Source organism: Syntrophus aciditrophicus SB, assembly GCF_000013405.1.
Classification (GTDB): Bacteria; Desulfobacterota; Syntrophia; order Syntrophales; family Syntrophaceae; genus Syntrophus; species Syntrophus aciditrophicus.
Genome location: NC_007759.1, coordinates 2,764,012 through 2,783,577, shown reverse-complemented (window position 1 = coordinate 2,783,577; position 19,566 = coordinate 2,764,012). Strand labels below are relative to the sequence as shown.

Genomic DNA, 19,566 nt, shown 5'->3' with positions numbered 1-19,566 from the left:
AATAGAAAATGGACTGGCTGAAGGAGGCGGTGGATTACGGAATCATCTGGGGGCTCGTTTTCCTGAGTTTTATTTCCGTGGGCATCGCGATTGAGCGACACTTACTCTACAGGCACATCAATCTTGAAAAATTTTCCGACAGGAAAAGCCTCGAAATGGTGCTTACCAGAAAGCTTCACCTCATTGCGACGATCGGCAGCAATGCCCCCTATATCGGTCTGCTCGGCACCGTTTGCGGAATTATGCTGACATTTTACAGCATGGGCAGAGATGGGTTCATGGATACGGGGAAAATCATGGTCGGCCTTGCCCTGGCCCTGAAGGCAACCGCTGTGGGGCTTTGCGTGGCCATTCCGTCCATTGTGCTTTACAACCTGCTGCTCCGCCGCGTCAAGGTTCTCATGATGAACTGGGAGATTCGAAATGGAAGAGAAGGAGTTTGATTACATCAACGTCATCCCGCTGGTGGACGTGATGCTGGTCCTGTTGACGATCGTTCTGACCACTTCGACGTTCATCGCGACCGGCGGTATTCCGGTGAGCCTGCCCAAGGCGTCTCAGAACAGGATTGAGACGCTGAAAGTTCGAACTGTCGAGATCGACAGGAACGGCTTGATCTATTTTTCCGGACAATCGGTCACGCTGGAAGAACTGCTGGACAGGCTCCGGCCCCTGGACCGGAACAACCCGTTCATGATTCGAGCGGACCGGGACATCCCCCTGCAGAATTTCGTGGATGTCCTCGATGTCGTGAAAAATGCCGGATTCAGGCAGGTAAGCCTCCAGACGGAATCGAAAGGATGAAACAAGCGGTTGAGGCATCCACACACACGGAATATCGTTTTCCTTAAATAGCAAAGGTCGTCTTAAAAGACAGTAATGAAGGGTTACAAATGAAAAAGAGGAGGGTTCTTTTTATGCTGGGTATCCTGTCAACCGTGTTGTTCGGGACTGTTTCGCACACGGTTCCACTTTATGCCGATGAAAATAAAGTCATAACCGACATGTGCGACAAAAAAGTTGAGGTGCCGGTCAATCCAAAGAGAATCGCCTGCATGCATTGCGTTTCTCCGGAAAAGATCATGACCCTTGGCGGGGGCGATTCCATCAGCCTGATGGCGGAGCAGTCTCCGTGGGCTTACAGGCTCTATCCGGAGATAAAGAAAGCTAAATCCAATAAGGGGGTTACGCCGGAACAGATGCGGGAAATGAACATTGATTTTGTGCTCTATTCTCCTGGAATGACGAAAGAGGAACCGTACATCGCGGCAGGCTTGAAAACGGTCTGTGCCTTTTCGCCCGATAAAGGACCGCGAAATCTCGATGAATTTCAGGAAAACTTTAAAAGGGAAATCTCCCTGTTCGGCGATCTTTTAGGCCCGGATGCGAAGGCCAGGGCGGATAAATACAACGCGTATTTCGACCGGCAAGTCAAACGGATTCTCTCCATTACCTCAAAGATCGACAAGAATAACAGGCCTTCCGTCTACTACGGCGGTCTGCACACCAGCCTTTTGGGAAGCCAGGGAAAAGGCAGCGTCATGCACTGGAACACCGAAGTGTCCGGCGGCAATTATCTGCCTCAGGCCCTCGATGGCAACCATGCCACGGCTACCCTGCAGCAGGTATTGTCATGGAATCCGGATATCATTCTCCTGAGTGGATATTATGATTCTTCCGACGATCCAAGGAATAATCCGGAGTGGGCTGAGCTGAAGGCTGTGAAGAGCGGGAGGGTTTATCGTCTTCCCAGAGGCATTTACACCTGGGATCACGCCAGCGGTGAAGGCGTGCTGCTGATGATCCACATGGCCGGGATATTCCACCCAGACCTGTTTAAGGAATGGGACATGATTAAGGAAATGAAAACCTTCTATTCCGAGGTGTACGGCAAAACAATAACGGATCAGGACGCGGAAAGGATACTGAAATGCCTTCCGCCGTTGTGAGTTACATGATGAGAGACAAGAAGCGGGAATTATCAGCGAAATGAATGAGAAAACATCTGTATCTTCAGACAGGCGGGATTTCTGGGATGGAAGGGCCCGCGAGTTTTCGGAACACGCCGCCTCCACCGGATATCCCAGGGCCTTTCTCCGGATTCTAAAGCCCCGCAAAAGCTGGACAGTGCTTGATATGGCCTGCGGCGGCGGGACAATCGCCATTCCTCTGGCAAACAGGGTGAAATTCATCACCGCTGTGGATTTCTCCATGCGGATGCTGGAGATTGTCGAACAGCGTTGTCTGGCAGGGAAAATCACGAATGTGAAAACCCTTCAGGGGCGTTGGGAAGATGACTGGGACGATCTGGGGATCGGTGTTCATGACGTGGCCATCGCCTCCCGGTCGCTTCTCAGCGAGACGGCAATGGATTCCATAGCCAAGCTGAACAGGGCTGCAACAAAGGCGGTCTATATCTCCGTGGCTGTTGGTTCCGGTCCTTTCGACTGGCGACTTCTCGAAGCAGCGGACAGGGAACGCAACACGAGGCCGGATTATATCTTCTACTACAACCTGCTTTATGAGATGGGCATTCCGGCAAATGTCTCCTTCATTCCTGAGTCTTACCGCAATTCGTGGGAAAGCCATGAAGAGGCGTTTGAAGATCAGCTGTGGATGTTTCAAGGAATGACGGGCGAAGAGGAAGAGAAAGTTCGGGCCTACCTGAGAGAGCATCTCGTGTGGGTCAAGGGTCATTGGCAGTTGCCTTATTCAAGGAATTATTACTGGGCGGTTCTGTATTGGACGAAAGACAGAGAGATCGGATCATGAAACATCGCACGGCAGCAATGGAAGGCAGGTTCTGCTGCATATTGTGGGCGCTGGCGATTTTCCTGCTGGCAGTCCTGGCTCCATCAGGGCAATCGCAGGGCAGGGAAATTCCCGATATGTTCGGGGAAAAGGTAAACGTGCCCGATCGTCCCCGGAAGGTATACAGCACCACGCCGCCGGTAACCTACATGCTTTACGCCCTTGATCCCACCATGCTGGCCGGTCTCAATTTCCCGATCCGGGAATGGGAAAGCGGAATAAAAGGGTCTATCTCATCCCCAGCCAGCCTTTCAACTGGTTCGACCGCCCGCCATCCTTCATGCGTCTGCTGGGAGCCAGATGGCTCGCCGGCACTCTGCACCCCGACAAATACAGAGTAGACATGGTCAAAGAAACTCAGGATTTTTTCAGACTCTTTCTCCAGGTCAACCTTGGGCCGCGGGAGGCGAGGGAGATCCTACGGAGGTGACGTAAGATTTGTCGTTCAAGCCTGCCCGGACTCATTCATCGCCTGAGACCGTTTCCGTCAAAAGGCACGCTCGACGCGCAGAGCGTGCCTTTTGACGGACAGGAAGAGACGGATCGTTGAGACGGGTCGGGATGAAAAAATAAGAGTGGAGGTTTCATGATGGAATTCAGGTGCAGCAGAAACAGCAGTTGGTTCTTCATTCTTTCAGGCGTTCTGATGTTGTGCCTTATAATCGGGGCGAAGTCGCAGGCTGCCGAAGTGAAGGATGGAGATGGAGTTTTCACCCTCGGAGAGATCGAAATAACCGCGAAAGGAGAAGAAAGCAAGAATACCACCATAGAAAAGATAACCGACCAGGAGATGAAGCAATTCAACCGGGATACGCTTGGCAGCGCTTTGAATCTCGTGCCCGGCATTACCCTTTCGACAGTGGGCGCCAGGAACGAACAGATGGTTTATGTCCGGGGCCTCGATCAAAAGCATGTGCCTATCTTTCTCGACGGCGTACCGATTTATGTGCCCTATGACGGCTATCCGGACTTGAACCGATTTACCACCTTCGGCCTCTCGGAAATCGTTGTTTCCAAGGGCTTCACTTCGGTTCTGTACGGACCAAACACCATGGGTGGGGCGATCAATCTCGTGTCGAAGCGTCCCGAGAAGGCTTTGGAAGGTGATGCCGGAATCGGCATGTTCAGCGGGGAAGGCTATAGAGGATACGCGAATGTAGGCACCAGGCAGAAACTATGGTATGCCCAGGGCGGCATTTCATTTCTTCGCAGTGATTTTTTCTATCTGTCCGATGATTTCGATCCGACCCCGGCAGAGGATGGAGACCGCCGGGAAAACTCCTACAGGCGGGACTGGACATATAATCTGAAGTTAGGTTTCACCCCGGCGGACGGTCATGAATATGCCCTGAGCTACTATAAACAGAAAGGAAAAAAAGAGACGCCGCCTTACGCCGGAACGGCATCCACCGAGACGATCAGGTACTGGCAGTGGCCCTACTGGGACATGGAAGGGATTCACTTCAACTCCCGCACGCCCCTGGGGGACAAAAGCTATGCAAAAGCGCGGGTGTACTATGATCAATATCAGAATTCCCTCAACAGCTATGACGATGCCACCTATTCGACCATGAAGAAGAAATCATCCTTCATGAGCCAGTATGACGATTATACCTACGGGGGATCTTTGGAACTGGGCACTTCCCTTGTGCCGCGCAACCTGCTCAAAGTAGCCGGCCACTACAAAATGGATGTGCATAAGGAACACAACCTGCCGGATCCCTTCCAGAGGTTCGAGGAAAGGATCTATTCCATCGGCGCTGAGGATACGATCACGATTACCGACAAACTTCATGCCATTCTCGGCCTGAGTTATGACAGGCAGGAAACCGTCCAGGCCGAGGACTGGAACTATGCTGATCACCGTGATTTTCCGGATTCAGATGCCGACGCGTGGAATCCTCAGGCCGGCCTTTTCTATTCGTTCACCGACACGAGAAAGATTAACCTCAGCGTCTCTCAAAAGACCCGCTTTCCCAGTATCAAGGATAAATATTCCTACAAGCTGGGGAGGGCCATTCCCAATCCCGATCTCGATCCGGAGAAAGGGACAAATTACGAACTGGGCTATCAGGATGTCCTTTTTCAGCGGATTGCTCTCAAGACAGCCCTCTTCTATCGTGACATCGAAGACTATATCCTTGGTGTGACCGTCCCCGACCCGAATAATGCGGGTAAAACGACCTTACAGAATCAGAATATCGGCGATGTCAATCAGTACGGTTTTGAGATCGATTTATCCGCCCCGTTGACCACGACGCTGGATGCCGGGATCAACTACACCTACATTTATGACGACAACCGCACCAACTCCGACAAGATCACCAACGTGCCCGAACACAAATTTTTCGCCTACGTGAAATATACTCCCGTAAAATTTTTAAGTTTTCTTATTGATATGGAAACCGATTCGAAACGGTACAGTTCCTCGGATGGAGTCCGTGTAGCGGGTGACTATACCGTGGTGAATGCCAAAGCCACATATGAGATTTTGAAAGGGCTGCAGATTGAAGGAGGCGTGATGAATCTTATGGATGAGGATTACGCCTTCGATGAAGGATATCCCCAGGCCGGGCGTACTTTCTTCACCAATCTGACTTATCGGTTTTAGTAAGGAATTTCTTTGAACTTCTTAATTCTTAAATATTAATCCCCCATCGCGGCGAACATCCGCACTTAGACGGTATGTTACGGAAACAGGGGCTTACAGCTTCCATGCGGCCGAAGGCGACGAGCAGATCGTCTTCGGCCAGGTGGGCGCGGATGGACATCGCTGTCATCTCGAGTACGACGCTTATCAGCAATACTCTCCCAGGCATTCTCGTGCTTAAGGACGGGACAATGGCTGTGGTTTATCAGGAGGACAAACGCCGAGAGCTGAGGCTCCTTGGAAACAGGGATGGCTGTTCCAGGAAAAACTCCCGTTTACTGTTACAGAGACAGGAAATTTAATGTATAGTCAGGTTTCCGTCGGACAGACAAAGAAGACGGGCAAAATACAGGGAGGCTCAGTCTGAACCATGGGATTCTACGAAGAAATGATCCGGCGCATCGCTGCCGATGCCGATCCGGCGGCGTGCGTCGAGGAGATTCGCATTTATGCCAACTGGGTCCTGGTCAAGACGGGGAAATGGTCAATCTCGACTTACTTTCACGGCATGCCCGGTTTTACCGATCCTGCAGGAATGGGGACCTGGATGGGGGATTGGATCGGTCGGCCCGCGCGGGCGGCCGCCCTCGAACTTCTGGTCAGCCGGGAGATCCTCAAACGCAGCGTCGGGATGGCGTGCCTCAAATCTCTGCTGCCCGATCCACCCGCGACGATCGCCGGGGGAGCCATCGAACTCGTCGAGCCGGCCGCGTGCCGCATACCGACCTGCTTTATCGGCTACTTTAAGACAGCGGCGGCGTGGCGTGAAAAAGGCTACCCGGTAACCATTGTGGAGTTATTCCCGCGTCCGGGTGATATCCACTGGAACGAGGCCGACGAAGTGCTGGAGAAGGCCGAACTGGTGCTCATGACCGGGCTTACCGTAGTCAATGAAACTCTGGAGGCGGTAATCCGCCGGACCCCATCGGCCAGAATGCGGATTATCATGGGGCCCACCGTACCCGCCAGCCCTGTGCTCTTCGATTACGGCATCGATATGCTGGGCATTACCCAGATTGACGATGTAGAGCTTATGTCGAATTATGCGCTGCTGGGAGGAGGCAGTATCGCCAATGCCCCGGCCGGGGCTCTCCGGAGCCTCAACATGGCCAGAGACCTGCGTGCATTGCAGGAACGGATTTCCGCCCTGGCCCGCTGAATATTCCGATCATTCAAGGTGATGTCGGCGATTCAGCACGGCCGAAGGCATTTCCGCATGCAGAATGGATTAACTCGACTGCTGTTTATCACAAATGACATCATGGCGGCAGGGCAGCGGTAAAGCCGGCTTGCTGAAACTTACTTCGAGGAGCCGACAACTAAAAAACACAGCATGCCCCTTGATCGTGGCAACGGGACAGGAAAGGAGAAAAAGGATGTGGCTGAAACGCCTGGTTGAATGGAAGGCAAAGGGTATGCCCTGCGCGATCGTGACGGTTATCGCCGCCCAGGGATTCACACCCCGTAAGACCGGGGCCAAGATGGTGGTGGATAAAGACGGCCGGAGCGCCGGATCGGTGGGGGGAGGCACGGCCGAGCGACAGTGCATCGAACTGGCCCGCAAGGCTATCGCAGAGCGGACCTGCATCACCCAGCGCTTTGTCTCCCTGGCCGAGGGGGAAGAGTGGGTAGCCGAGGATCGCCCGCTGGGGGCCTGCGGCGGCTCACTGACGGTCTTTATTGAGCCGATTGTGCCGGAGCCCGAATTGGTAATCTTCGGCGGCGGCCATATCGGTCAGTGCCTGGCGCGTCTGTGCGCGGCCATTGAAATGCCCTGTCGGGTCTATGATGACCGACCGGAGATCCTGACCCCCGGAAATTTTCCCGGGGCGGCGGCCCTCATATGCGCCCCCTTTGACAGGATTTCCGAGAATATTGAACTCTCGGCCTTGAGTTACTGCGTGATCATGACTTACGGACACGATCATGACGAGATCGTGCTGGAGCAACTGCTTCCTGACAGGGATCTCCCCTATATCGGCATGGTGGGCAGTCCGAACAAGGCGCGCGTGCTGATCGAGAACATCAGAAGCCGCGGTGGAGAAATTGATGATCGGCTCTATTGTCCGGTCGGGCTGTCTATCGGCCGTAATCAGCCTCAGGAGATTGCTCTGTCGATACTGGCCGAAATCATTCTCCTCTGCCGCGGCGGCAATCTGACTCACCTGCGCCGTAACTGGACAGCGGCCTGAGATTCTCCCCGCTCAGGGTCTTCTCCATGACATATCCTGTTCACGAAAGAAATCCATTAAAGCAGTTGCTGCGAACGGCAGTCATTTCCAGCACGGATAAGGGAGGAAAAGCATGAATGCCACAAGAAATTCCATGGAACTGCGGCCGATCGGGACCGTGATTTCGGCAGACGTCTCCACGGCGAAAATGTCGCCGCAGGGGAGTGATGCAATCATTGAAATCTTTCCGGACTATGCGGCAGCCCTCGATAAGATAGACAAAAATTCTCACCTCTGGATTTTGTGCTGGTTTCACGAGTCTAGACGGAATGTCCTTACCGCCTCTCCCTCAAGGGTGAATCCCAGCGTGCCCAAGTATGGCGTTTTTGCCCTGAGGACTCCGATCCGGCCGAATCCTGTTGCCCTGACCCTCGTCCGATTGGAAAAGGTTGTAGAAAACCGCCTGTTCGTCAGCGGGATGGATGCCGTGAACGGAACCGCCGTTCTGGATATCAAACCTTACTACGAGCATGACATTGTATTTTCCCCTCGGACACCCGAAATCGTGCCGGCAACCCGGCAGATGAAGAAAGAGCTCCTGGAAAAGGAAGCCCTTGCCCACCACTGGGAGCTCTGTGCCGACCTGCGGATTGCCGTGCGGATGGCATTGATTGTCCAGGAGAGATGGGGAAAACTGAACGATGACGAGCTGTTTGTGGAAGTGACCGGATCCGGCTGTCTCGCCGATGTGCTGCAGGGGCTGTCCCGTGCCCGATTGGCAAATCCCCCGCGGTTCCTGTTTCAACGCTCCCGGGAGTTTCTGTCCAGCACCTGGAGGAAAAAGGACGGACGAATCTCCCTGACCGTACGGGGAAATGTCGATCCGGACCGTATTGAATCACTTGCCGATGATGAGCTGTTTAAGATCGAGGAGAGTTGAGAGAAGAAGGGACCGCCCTGCCGGTAATTAAAAATCAACCCTTGGCTGAAATGTAAAGCAATGTCCGAGGTACTGCACTGGTGAAAAAGCTGCCTTACGAAATGAATTTACACACCGACCTGGCGCTTCAACAGATGTTCCCGCTTACTTCCTGTCCGCTGATAGTAAACGCTGGATCTGGAAACACCCAGCAATTCAGCTTGACGACATACGGCGATTCCCAGAGATTGCCTGTCGATGAGTGATACGCGGTCCTTGTGGTTCAAGTCCAGATTGCCCCGTAGCCAGTTCAGTTCCCGTTGCAGCTGATCAACCTGACGGCAAAGATCGTGAATCTGTTTTTCTTTTTGCAAATCACTTTCTTTCTTCCGAGTGGAGAAAAGTTCCGTCAACCCCCGGGTTGCTATGGACTTCCAATTCCTGATCTGCCCCGGGTGAACCTGATACCGGTTGGCGATTTCCGTTGAAGTCTTCTGCTCTCGGATAGCTTCCAGAACAACTTTGGCTTTAAAGGATGGGGAGTACGTCTTTCTTTTCGGTTCCATGTTATTTTCTCCTTTAAAACGAGTTTAAAAATGTGTTGCAATGAATTCCAAAATCCGGATTCATCAGGATGAGAATTTTGCTTATGTCATTAAGGGCATAATGTCAAGCAAAAAAACTCGTTCAGGGGAAAGGAGAAAATTCTGATCTCAGGAAAGGATTGTAATTTTAAATCGATGCTTAGCTTTACGGGCTATTGGGAGAATCCTTTTTCCTGTTGTCGGGGTTACAGATAAAGGACAATTGCTGAGTCCTTTGAGCGATCAGGGAAGAGACTTCCTCATCGAGCTGATCGAAAGCCTTGAGCAGCGCTTCAGCCTGCTCGGTCAGATGCATCCCCTGCTTCTGCGATTCGATTTCCACGAGGGGGATGCCCAGTCGTTTCTCGGAAGCCTTCAACCTGCCCCAGGCGGCCCGATAAGACATATTCAGTTTTTTGGCGGCTGCATTCAGACTCCGGCACTCCGCGATAGCCTTAAGCAGTTCGTCGCGGCCCTTGCCGAAAAGGACGCGGCCATCCTTTTCCAGCCATATCTTGTATTGGATGTTCAACGATCTGATTCCTTTATTGAGTAATTTGAGCTCGATTTTATATGCTATTTATGTCAGATGACCGGAAAAAAATCAAGGCAAAGTATGATAACCCGTGATAACGAGCATTTTCGGGAGGACGACTTCCTTTTGAGCTTGACTTGAGGGCCGGCCTCCTTTTATGTTGCTGCTGGTTTTAAAAACAATACGTCATTCTCAGGAGTGTGCTCTATGAAACCAGCTGTCATTGTCATCGATATGGTCAAGGAATCACTGGATTCCTCTCATCCGGAGCTTATTACGCCTTTTGCCCGGGCCATCGTGCCCGCCATCAACCGTCTTACCGAGGAGGCCCGGAAGCGTTCGATTCCCGTCATCTTTTCTACGGACAGTTTTCTGGAAGGGGATTTCATCTTTAAGGGAAGAATGAAGGAACGCAGCATCCGCGGCACTGAAGGCGCCGAAGTGACCGATCTGCTGGTTCAGGCTCCTACGGATATCTGGTTGCCCAAACGCCGTTTCAGCGCTTTTTTCAAGACCGATCTCGATCAGACGCTGCGCCTTTACGGTGTGGATACCGTGGCCGTAACGGGGATCACCACCCACTGGTGCGTATTGTCGACCGTTCTTGACGCGCTGGCCAATGATTTTGCGGCCTTCTTTATCGAGGACGGGTGCGCATCCCATAAGGCGGAAATTCATGAGAACGTCCTGAACTGCTTCCGCAGGAATCCTCTGGATCCTCTGCTTCAGGTCATGACCGTGGACGAGTTTCTGCAGAAACTGGACTGAGCCCTGCTGGGTTGGAATAAGGGAAAGGAGAAAATCATGACGATCCGGGAACTGGTTTTAAAAAACAGGAGTTACCGCCGCTTTGATGAAAAGGAACCTCTCTCCGAAGAGTTGCTGAGGGAGCTGGTGGATCTTGCCCGGCTCTCTCCGTCGGCGGCCAATCTGCAGCCGCTCCGGTATGTTCTTTCCGCCGATTCCCGAAAGAACGCCCGGATTTTTCCCTGTCTTGCCTGGGCCGGCTATCTGAAGGACTGGCCTGGTCCTTCCGAGGGAGAGCGTCCCTCCGGGTATATCGTGATGCTGGGGGATACGACCGTGACCCGCAACTTCGGCTGCGACTCCGGCATCGCCGCCCAGAGCGTGATGCTGGGCGCGGTGGAACGGGGGCTGGGCGGCTGCATGATCGCTTCGATCAAAAAAGAATCTCTGCGGACGGTCCTCAACATCTCCGATCAGTATGAAATCCTTCTCGTGCTGGCTCTGGGCAGGCCTCGTGAATCCGTTACGATTGAATCTCTTAAATCCGGGGGCGACATCCGGTACTGGAGAGATGAAAACGGAGGCCATCACGTGCCCAAACGGTCGCTCGACGACGTGATTCTCTGAACGGATCAGGAGTTCGGTTTAACAGGCGGCGGGCGGAACGGGACTTTGTCTCGTCACGCGGGGCGTGATGGGGGCGCGTGGATGAGGTCATGCCAGGTCGTATACAAAAACTTTCCAGCGCTCGAGTTTTTCAAAGGCCTCCTCGGCAGCCTTGAAAAGCGCCTTCAGCGCGACCGGTTTCGTGAAGAAATCGTCAAAACCGGCACTCCGGCATTCCAGAAACCCGAAAAAGTTGCTGTAGCCGGTCAGAGCGTGGATAACGGCGATCTGATTGTCTTTTCTGATCTGCCGGCAAAGATCGAGGCCACTCATGCCGGGGAGTTTGAGATCCAGGAACATGACCATGATGCTTTCCTTCGCGAGAACGTCCAGGGCCTCCTCCGCGCTTGATGCAGTCTTGACCTTATAGCCGTAAAGGCTGAACGCCTCTTTCAGCATCTGAAGGATTTGATCTTCATCATCTACAAGAAGAATTTTTTTATCGCCCACAGTAAAATTTTCCTTTCTGAAAAATAGATTCCGTTATTTCCCCTGGTCTCCATTCAGATTCACAATCTTGCCTATCCCGGCGTAATCCTGAACAGAAGGGTCGTTAAGAGTCATGAGCTTCCGCGTAATCTGCGTCATCCGTGCCGTCTGTTCTTTGATTTTAAGCAGGCTTCCGTGGACTTTCGAATCCTCCCACGCACGGGACAGCAGGAGATCGATGTATCCGGAGAGAACCTGCATCGGCTGGTTGAATTCATGGCAGATCGTACCCGCCATGTTCAGAATGCTCTGCAATCGTATTCGCTGCAGCCGTTCTTCCTCTGAACGTTTCTGATCCGTGACGTCCTGCAGAAGCAGCAGAATGTGATTCCCTTTCTGCAACTGAATCTGTTCCGCTGAAAAAAGGCAATGGCGGATTTCTCCGCTTTTTGTACGCAAAGAGATTTCCATGTTCCTCACGCTGCCCTTTTCTTCCATCATCCTCAACAGAGTGTCCCGTTGTTCCAGGCAGGCATGAATATTCAGCTGCCCCGATGTTTTCCCCATCATCTCCAGGCGCGTAAAACCCATGATCCGCAGACAGCTGTCGTTGACCTCAATTACCCGTCCCTCATCGGCCGTACAGATAATCATCATGGTGGGATTGTTGTGAAAAGCTTTGAGAAACTTTTCCTCGCTGGCTCGTAGAGCTTCTTCTGTGTTTTTACGATCCGTTATGTCGACCAGGACTCCGATAATGCCGCCCAATGAGCCGTCGGCCCGGTGGAAAACAGCTTTGTTGTTCAGGAAATGAAAGAGTTCACCGTCCTTGCCGGCGATGGAGCATTCATAAACCGCTTTTCCGCCTTTTTCAGCCAGGTCGGCGTCAACCTTACAGTGCAGTTCCGCCTGGTCCCTGGGCAGGAAATCCCAGTTGGATTTTCCCAGAAGATATGTCCGGCTGATATGATTATATTCCTCGAAGGCCCTGTTGCAGCCCAGATATCTTCCCTGCTGATCCTTGTAAAACACAGGACTGGGAATGGTTTTGATCAAAGTCTGGAGAAATCTGACCTGATCAGCCAATTCCTTTTCCAGTCTTTTCTGCTCGGAGATGCGAAATTCAAGAGCCCTCTGCATGATCCGATTTTCGCCGGCCACCTGTGCGGCGTAAGAAAGTTCGTTGCCCAGAAGCAGAATGACGATGGACTCGTTGTTATGGCGGCTGATGTGATCGTCATTGCTTCCCTGTTCACCGGCTGAATAGAAACCCGTAACGGGGGTGCCGGGCATGATATCGGTGATCGCCGCGATTTCCTCATCAATGCGGTTTCCCAGAAGAAGCATTCTCAGGAAACAGGAGCAGACCAGGATCGCGGCGGGCCTGTTGATTCCGGACTGCATCATTGCCTGGCGCAGGGTGTTCTTTCCCGCGGCGATCATGTCGTCCTCGACGGCTTCCATCAGAACCAGAAAAGCCCCTTCCGGAGCCGGATGCGCGAGGAGGATGCCTCCTTCCGGAGTAAAGCAGCGAGGGGTAAAAATCGTGTAATGTCCCAGAGCATCGCGCATGCCCAAATGGTTCAAATTCTGCTCGAAAAGGGGTTTGCTTTCCAGATCTGCTTTTTTAAGATCGTGAAACTCCGCGAAAACATCGGCAGCGCGTCTTCCGTCGAGTTCCAGAACTTCGTAATCCCGGACCCGGGTGATTCTCGCTCTTTTTGCTGTTGGATGGAGCCCGTGACCCATGGCGATTCCGAATCTGAGGGTGGTTTCAAAGACCGCCAGGATCATGCTGTCAGAGCAGACCTGATCGTTATAAAAGATGAAATTTTCGTGGCCGCTCGTCTTTTCCGCGTCGACTGCCGCCCCACCGAAAAACAGGAGGCGCCCCAGGGAAAGACGTTTGAGTTCTTCCAGGATTTCGGGACTGTAGGAATCGGAATGGGAAGTGCTTGCCGGCGAGAACAATATGGCGAACGCCGAGCGGCCTTCAAGAGTCATCGAGTTATAGTAAGAGCCGTCCTGGGGAGTGAAGTAGCGATTCAAACCGCCGGAATCTATGGCCGCATGTATGGCCTTCCGCCAGTCTGTCGACACCTCTTTCCCGATCCCGACCCCGACCGAAAGAAAGGGCGAGGCCAGCGCCGTCACCGACACACTTTCCGAGAGAGTCCCGTTGCAGATTTCTCCCGCGGAACTGGCGCCGAATATCGGCACCCGGCCCACCGCAGCGCGGATGCCCGAGAGAACCTCATCGAGATGGTAGGATGCTGAAGCAAACACAATGACCGCTGACAAACGATAAGAAGTGATGCCCGCCAGTGCCTTGCCGGCCGCCTTGAATCCGGCTGCGTAGGAATCATCGCCCTTTGCAGCGCCACACCCCACTTCGATCTTTGGTAAATTTTCCGCCTTCGGATGTTCTCTTTTATCCTCCATCATATCCTGTTTCGTATCCGTCATCTTTATCCATCCGCCACAGAAATCAGGGGCACATCCCTTCGGGTCAACAGACAGTTTTATCAGGGGGTGCAAAATCTCAGAACTTCGGGAAACGCTCTGAAAGTCTGCCGGTTATCAGGTTGCAGAGAACAATAAACAATAAGCGGGCGATTCATCTTTTCCTCCCGCTGGTTTAAGGGCATGGGAGAAAAGGAAAAACCGGAAAACCGGTTTTTAAAAAAGAGACAGGCTAATATAAAACAGAAAATGAGAAAAATACATAAATTATCCGTTTTTATCTTTCTTTAACCCCGTGTGGCGGAGACGCAGAGAATTACTGACGACGGAGACAGAACTCAGAGCCATGGCGGCTGCGGCGAACTCCGGATTAAGCAGGATGCCGAAGAAGGGGTAGAGCACCCCGGCAGCGATGGGAATGCCGATGATGTTGTAAATGAAGGCCCAGAAGAGGTTCTGACGGATGACCTTCATGGTTTCGAAAGAAAGTCGGATGGCCCGGGGAACGGCCTGGAGATCGCCGGTCATCAGGGTGATGTCGCTGGCCTCGATGGCTACATCCGTTCCGGCGCCGATGGCGATGCCGATATCCGCCGCCGTCAGGGCCGGCGCGTCGTTGATGCCGTCGCCGACCATGGCCACGATCTGTCCCTCCTGCTGCAGACGCCGGATTTCTCTGGCCTTGTCGCCGGGCAGCACCTCCGCCAGAACCTGATCGATCTCCAGCTGCCGTGCGATCGCCTGACCGGTGCTGGCGTTGTCGCCGGTGATCATGGCCACCCGGAGCCCCGCAACCTTGAGAGCGGCGATGGCCGCTCCGGCCGATTCCCGCGGCACATCGGACAGGGCAATCAGGCCAATGACCAGCCCCTCTTCGGCGACCAGAACGCAGGTCTTTCCCTGGCCGGCGAGGTCGGCAGCCTGCCGATCCAACCCCTGCAGGGCCATGCCTTCCTGGACCATAAGACGGGGATTTCCCAGCAGGCAGGATCTGCCTGCAATTTTTGCCCTCGTTCCCAATCCGGACAGCGCTTCAAAGTTTTCCACGGGCAGGGGAGACAGTCCCTCCGCTTTTCCCCGTTTCACGATGGCCTGGGCCAGGGGATGCTCTGACAGGGATTCGATGGAAAGCGCCGTTTGAAGGACATTTTGCGGTGTGAATCCCTCCGCCGGAACGATATCCGTCACCTCCGGCTCCCCCCGGGTCAGGGTGCCCGTCTTGTCAAAAACCACGATAGTCAGCCGATAGGCCTTTTCCAGACTTTCTCCGCCCTTGATCAGGATGCCGTGTTCCGCCCCCAGACCCGTTCCCACCATGACCGCCGTAGGAGTGGCCAGTCCGAGGGCGCAGGGACAGGCAATGACCAGAACGGAGACGAAATTCAGAAGGGCGCGGCTGAAAACAGGTTCGGGGATGAAGAAATACCAGACGATAAAGGTCACCAACCCGATGGCCAGAACGGTGGGGACAAAGACCGCCGCCACACGGTCAGCCAGCCTCTGAATGGGGGCCTTAGAACCCTGGGCCTCTTCCACCAGCCGGATGATCTGGGCCAGGGCCGTTTCCGCCCCGATCTTCGTCGCTTCGAAGGTGAAACTCCCGCTCCGGTTCAACGTGGCGCCGAAAACCTCGTTGCCCGGCTCCTTGTTGACTGGCACGCTTTCCCCCGTCAGCATGGATTCGTCCACTGCAGAAGCGCCGGACCGGACGATGCCGTCCGTGGGGATCTTTTCCCCCGGCCGGACCACGATGAGATCGCCTTTGAGCAGTTCCTCCACGGGGATGTCCTGTTCCCGGCCGTCGCGCACGACGCGGGCGGTCTTCGGTTTGAGCCCGACGAGCCGCCGGATCGCCTGGGAAGTCCGGCCCTTGGCCCCCGCTTCCAGCAGCCGCCCGAGGAGGATCAGGGTTACGATGACCGCCGCCCCGTCATAGTAGACATGAGGCATAATGCCCGCTTCGGCAAAGAACCGGGGAAAAAAGGTGGCCAGGGCGGAATAGAGATAGGCGGATAACGCGCCGATGGCCACGAGGGTGTTCATGTCGCTGGTCTTCTGCCGGGCCGCCTTGAGCGCGCCGACAAAAAAGCGGCTGCCCACCCAGAAGACGACAGGGGCAGTGAGAACAAAGAGAACCATTTGCAGGGGGCGCGGCGGGATGGCATGGAGAAAGGGAAACCAGTGCTGCATGGAGCCCATGAAGATGATGACGCTGAGGACGGCCCCCACGGTAAACCGGAGTCTCAGGTCCCGGATTTCCCGGATTCGGGCGGCGGCGATGGGGTCTTCCTGAAGCTCGTCGAGAACGCCGAGAAATTCGTAGCCCTGATCGGTGACGGCCTGCTTCAGGCCCGCCACGCCATTCCAGGTTTGTTCATGGAGAACGGTGGCCCGGGCTGTAGCCAGATTGACCGACACATCCTTCACGCCGCCGACGGTTTTCAGGGCGTTCTCCACGCGGCGCACGCAGGCGGCGCAGGTCATTCCGCCGACGGAGATCGTCGTTTTATCCAGCCCCCCGGAAACGGGCTGATCGATCCTGACGACCTCGTACCCCAGTTCCCGGACCTTTTTACCGAGCTGCTCAGGCTTGACCGCAGCGGGATCGAAGTCCACGACGGCCTGCTCGGTGGCGAAATTGACCGCGGCCTTCTCCACGCCGGCCATTTCCCGCAGTCCCTCCTCCACGCGGCGCACACAGGAAGCGCAGGTCATCCCCGAGATATGAAGGATCGCCTTATCCGACAACTTCGTACCCCGCTTCAGAGATTCTCTTTCGGATGATTTCCGGATCCACAGGGATCGTTTCCTCGAAGGTCGCTTCACCGGTCTTCAGATCAACCGAGACATCCCTGATCCCCTCGATGCCGTGCAACGCCCTGGTGACCGCCATCACGCAGTGATTGCAGCTCATGCCCGAAATCTTGATCTTCTTCATGACGTGGCTCCTTTCGTTTCTCCTTACCCATATTTCATGGATCGCATAGAGAAAAGTGAAGATAAAAAGAACAGGAAATCATTGCTATTTTTACCACAGGAACAGGGAGGATGCAACGGATTGAAGAGGAGCGGAAAGCACCGTCGGTCACTTTTTCTCCGCTACTTTTTTCTGGCAACTACCTCTGACTTTAATCTATAATCCACCTTGAATTGTGCGGTCATGCCCATTTTGAACAAAGCGTTTGCAGATCATACCTGGTCGTTTTCGCCCGGGTGATGGTCCCGGTTTTCTCATCAAGGAGGTTGTCCATGCTTTTTCAGCGAATCGAATCTGAAGGACTGGCCCAGTATTCCTATCTGGTCGGCGACAGTCGCGAGGCCGTGGTGATCGATCCGCGCCGTGACATCGATGTCTATCTGGAAGCGGCGACATTTCAGGGGTATCGTATTGTTGCCGTCCTGGAGACTCACCGGCACGAGGATTTTGTCCTGGGTTCGGTGGAACTGGCGGCCCGTACCGGGGCGGAGATCTGGCATGCCGACGGCCAGTGGGATTATCAATACGGAGAAGCGGTCGGGGATGGGCAGACCTGGAAAATCGGCCGGTTGAAACTGGAAGCGATTCATTCGCCGGGTCATACTCCGGGCAGCATGAGTTACCTGCTCTACGACGCCGACGGCAATCCCTGGATGGTTTTTACGGGAGACGCCCTCTTTGCCGGGGATGTGGGACGGGTGGATTTTCTCGGGGAAGACCGGATGAAGAAGATGGCCTGGCTCCTGTATGATACCCTGCACCGCCGTCTCCTGCCTCTGGGCGATGAGGTGATCGTCTGTGCGGGTCATGGCGCGGGGTCCGTCTGCGCGGGCGACATTTCGGACCGTCTCTGGACCACGATCGGCCTGGAGCGCCGCTATAATCCGAAACTTCAGTTTCCCGACCGCGACGCCTTCATCCGGGGTGTGGCGCGGAAGCTGGAATACGCTCCTTATTTCCGGGAGATGGAACGGCTGAACCTCGAAGGCCCGCCTCTGCTGGGGGCTCTTCCTGTCCCGACACCCCTGACGGCGGCAGCCTTCGCCTCCCGGCTCGAATCGTCCCTCGTCGTGGATACCCGCATGGAGCTCGGTTTCGGGGCGGCCCACGTGCCCGGCGCGCTTTCGATCTGGCTGGGCGGCCTTCCGGGATATGCCGGCTGGTTTCTTCCCTATGACCGGCCTCTTCTTCTCATACACGATTGCGATGATCTGAGCCCGGTTGTCCGCTATCTGATCCGAATGGGCTATGAATGTCCGGCAGGGTATCTGGCCGGTGGAATGCTGTCCTGGCACACGGCGGGATACGAGAACCGGACGGTGCGGATGGTTCCGGTTACCGATCTGTGCAGGCTCCTGGACGCGGGAGAGAAGGCATATATTCTTGATGTCCGCAGCGAAGAAGAACGGGAGACCTATGGGGCCATATCCGGCGCCCTCAATATTCATCTTACCCTGCTGCCGGGGCGCATGGACGAAGTGCCGAAAGACGGGACTGTTTATATCTTCTGCGCCAGCGACCTGCGTTCCATGATCGCCGCCAGTCTGCTGGAACGGGCCGGGTGGGAAAACATGGCGGTCGTTCTGGGTGGACTCATAGGCTGGAATTCCACCACCTGTAAGATTGTCTGATTTCGAAACGCCATTCCGAATCCGTCATGATCCCGGCTTCATGAGGCTTTCCCTGCATGCGGCACAGAAACGCGCCTCTTTCACATCCGTGTCCCTGAGACTGTTCGAGAAATGCATGACGCATCCGGGATCGGGGCAATGGTCGAGGCCCTGGAGATGCCCCAGTTCGTGGATCGCCTCTTTTGCCGCGCGCAGGAGGAAAATCACCCTGTCGGGTTTGAGGCCATAGAACTCCTGCCGAAGACGGGGCAGGGCGATGATCGCGACACCCGCCGCCGGATCCGCCTCCCCGAAGACAAAGTTGAGTTGCGGAACATAAAGATCCAAATCGATCACCCCAAGGAGGATTGTGTGCCTGTCCGGTTTCAGGGGCTCCAGAATTTTCAGAATTCTGTGGGACGCGTATTGGCGTCTCCGCGCATCGTATGTTTCGGGTGGGACAGGCTGCGATTTTCCTGACATGGCTTCGCAACCGAAGATTTCCCGTAACGCGCCGGCCGTCGAATCGAGAATGCCCGAATCGACAGCGCCTATGGGAATCAGCAGAATGTTCTCCATCATCTTTATCTCCCTCCACGGCTGAGCGCCGATGACCATGATTCCGGGATCCAGTGTACGGCCTGAAAGCAGTCGTTCTGCTCGGCATAACCCGTCTCCGACTCAGGCCGGCCTGACACAGGGGAAGTGTCTCCCACCGATATCCCTCTTAAATCATCATAGAATAAAGTGCGTGGCGTTTCAAGCAGAGCAGCCGAATTCCGCCATCGCGCACTGATTTTCAGCCTGCCCTCGATCCTTACCTTTCTTTCAATCCGCCTGAGATACCTGAGATAGCTTTGCCGCCTCGGTCTACCCAGCTGTAGGCGGAGCAGTTAAAAGGGCTTGATAATACGGATTTTGTCCTGTATCTCTTCGCAGTTCCTGTGCTCATTGTCATTGCCATTCTCTTATTCCTGCGAAAGTTGATACTTTAATAATGAAAT

General features: G+C 54.4%; 19 protein-coding genes. 12 read left to right on the top strand and 7 right to left on the bottom strand.

Annotated elements, in window-relative coordinates; all coding sequences use genetic code 11:
* Window positions 1–8 precede the first annotated feature (8 nt).
* From exbB to tsaA, 9 genes are all read left to right on the top strand, one after another.
* A complete protein-coding gene (exbB, locus tag SYN_RS13045; RefSeq protein WP_011418665.1) occupies window positions 9–443 on the top strand; it encodes a TonB-system energizer ExbB in 435 nt (144 codons plus the stop codon).
* A complete protein-coding gene (locus SYN_RS13040) occupies window positions 424–804 on the top strand; it encodes an ExbD/TolR family protein (protein ID WP_011418664.1) in 381 nt (126 codons plus the stop codon). Before exbB ends, SYN_RS13040 begins: the two co-directional genes overlap by 20 nt.
* Window positions 805–917: 113 nt before the next feature.
* A complete protein-coding gene (locus tag SYN_RS13035; protein ID WP_158302983.1) occupies window positions 918–1,949 on the top strand; it encodes an ABC transporter substrate-binding protein in 1,032 nt (343 codons plus the stop codon).
* Between the two features lie 40 nt (window positions 1,950–1,989).
* The gene (locus tag SYN_RS13030) at window positions 1,990–2,772 is read left to right on the top strand and encodes a class I SAM-dependent methyltransferase (RefSeq protein WP_011418662.1); all 783 of its coding nucleotides are present in this window, start codon (window positions 1,990–1,992) and stop codon (window positions 2,770–2,772) included.
* Complete coding sequence (locus SYN_RS13025) at window positions 2,769–3,152, top strand: hypothetical protein (protein ID WP_041585122.1); 384 nt, start codon at window positions 2,769–2,771, stop codon at window positions 3,150–3,152. The genes SYN_RS13030 and SYN_RS13025 overlap by 4 nt, the downstream gene beginning before the upstream one ends.
* A gap of 245 nt (window positions 3,153–3,397) precedes the next feature.
* Entirely contained in the window at window positions 3,398–5,422 is a 2,025-nt protein-coding gene (locus SYN_RS13020; protein ID WP_011418659.1) for a TonB-dependent receptor plug domain-containing protein, read from the top strand.
* Between the two features lie 409 nt (window positions 5,423–5,831).
* Window positions 5,832–6,620 (top strand): DUF364 domain-containing protein, encoded by a 789-nt coding sequence (locus SYN_RS13010; protein WP_011418657.1) that lies wholly within the window; start codon window positions 5,832–5,834, stop codon window positions 6,618–6,620.
* A 217-nt stretch (window positions 6,621–6,837) separates the two neighbouring features.
* Window positions 6,838–7,653, top strand: coding sequence for an XdhC family protein (locus SYN_RS13005; protein WP_148202583.1), 816 nt, complete (start codon window positions 6,838–6,840; stop codon window positions 7,651–7,653).
* Window positions 7,654–7,765: 112 nt separating this feature from the next.
* Window positions 7,766–8,572, top strand: a complete 807-nt coding sequence (gene tsaA, locus SYN_RS13000) for a tRNA (N6-threonylcarbamoyladenosine(37)-N6)-methyltransferase TrmO (RefSeq protein WP_011418655.1) — start codon at window positions 7,766–7,768, stop codon at window positions 8,570–8,572.
* 107 nt (window positions 8,573–8,679) lie between these two features.
* Here the strand turns inward: tsaA and SYN_RS12995 are convergent, their stop codons facing one another.
* Together SYN_RS12995 and SYN_RS12990 are read right to left on the bottom strand one after the other, a co-directional pair.
* Window positions 8,680–9,117: a transposase gene (locus SYN_RS12995; RefSeq protein WP_011418654.1), complete on the bottom strand. Its 438-nt coding sequence runs from the start codon at window positions 9,115–9,117 to the stop codon at window positions 8,680–8,682.
* A 184-nt stretch (window positions 9,118–9,301) separates the two neighbouring features.
* On the bottom strand, window positions 9,302–9,667 hold the full coding sequence (locus tag SYN_RS12990) for a winged helix-turn-helix domain-containing protein (protein WP_011418653.1): 366 nt from the start codon (window positions 9,665–9,667) through the stop codon (window positions 9,302–9,304).
* A 210-nt stretch (window positions 9,668–9,877) separates the two neighbouring features.
* Between SYN_RS12990 and SYN_RS12985 the strand changes: the two genes are divergently transcribed.
* On the top strand, window positions 9,878–10,438 hold the full coding sequence (locus tag SYN_RS12985; RefSeq protein WP_041585120.1) for a cysteine hydrolase family protein: 561 nt from the start codon (window positions 9,878–9,880) through the stop codon (window positions 10,436–10,438).
* Between the two features lie 36 nt (window positions 10,439–10,474).
* Complete coding sequence (locus SYN_RS12980; RefSeq protein ID WP_011418651.1) at window positions 10,475–11,044, top strand: nitroreductase family protein; 570 nt, start codon at window positions 10,475–10,477, stop codon at window positions 11,042–11,044.
* Window positions 11,045–11,131: 87 nt separating this feature from the next.
* On the opposite strand, the gene SYN_RS12975 is transcribed toward SYN_RS12980, so the two are convergent.
* From SYN_RS12975 to SYN_RS12960, 4 genes are all read right to left on the bottom strand, one after another.
* The gene (locus tag SYN_RS12975; RefSeq protein ID WP_011418650.1) at window positions 11,132–11,533 is read right to left on the bottom strand and encodes a response regulator; all 402 of its coding nucleotides are present in this window, start codon (window positions 11,531–11,533) and stop codon (window positions 11,132–11,134) included.
* A 33-nt stretch (window positions 11,534–11,566) separates the two neighbouring features.
* Entirely contained in the window at window positions 11,567–13,978 is a 2,412-nt protein-coding gene (locus SYN_RS12970; protein WP_041585119.1) for an FIST N-terminal domain-containing protein, read from the bottom strand.
* 264 nt (window positions 13,979–14,242) lie between these two features.
* Window positions 14,243–16,723, bottom strand: a complete 2,481-nt coding sequence (locus SYN_RS12965) for a heavy metal translocating P-type ATPase (RefSeq protein ID WP_011418648.1) — start codon at window positions 16,721–16,723, stop codon at window positions 14,243–14,245.
* Window positions 16,713–16,913: a heavy-metal-associated domain-containing protein gene (locus SYN_RS12960; RefSeq protein WP_041585118.1), complete on the bottom strand. Its 201-nt coding sequence runs from the start codon at window positions 16,911–16,913 to the stop codon at window positions 16,713–16,715. The genes SYN_RS12965 and SYN_RS12960 overlap by 11 nt, the downstream gene beginning before the upstream one ends.
* A 311-nt stretch (window positions 16,914–17,224) precedes the next feature.
* On the opposite strand from SYN_RS12960, the gene SYN_RS12955 reads away from it, so the two are divergent.
* Window positions 17,225–18,583: an MBL fold metallo-hydrolase gene (locus tag SYN_RS12955; RefSeq protein WP_041585117.1), complete on the top strand. Its 1,359-nt coding sequence runs from the start codon at window positions 17,225–17,227 to the stop codon at window positions 18,581–18,583.
* Window positions 18,584–18,607: 24 nt separating this feature from the next.
* Here the strand turns inward: SYN_RS12955 and SYN_RS12950 are convergent, their stop codons facing one another.
* Window positions 18,608–19,144: an archaemetzincin family Zn-dependent metalloprotease gene (locus tag SYN_RS12950; protein ID WP_041585753.1), complete on the bottom strand. Its 537-nt coding sequence runs from the start codon at window positions 19,142–19,144 to the stop codon at window positions 18,608–18,610.
* Window positions 19,145–19,566: the final 422 nt, after the last annotated feature.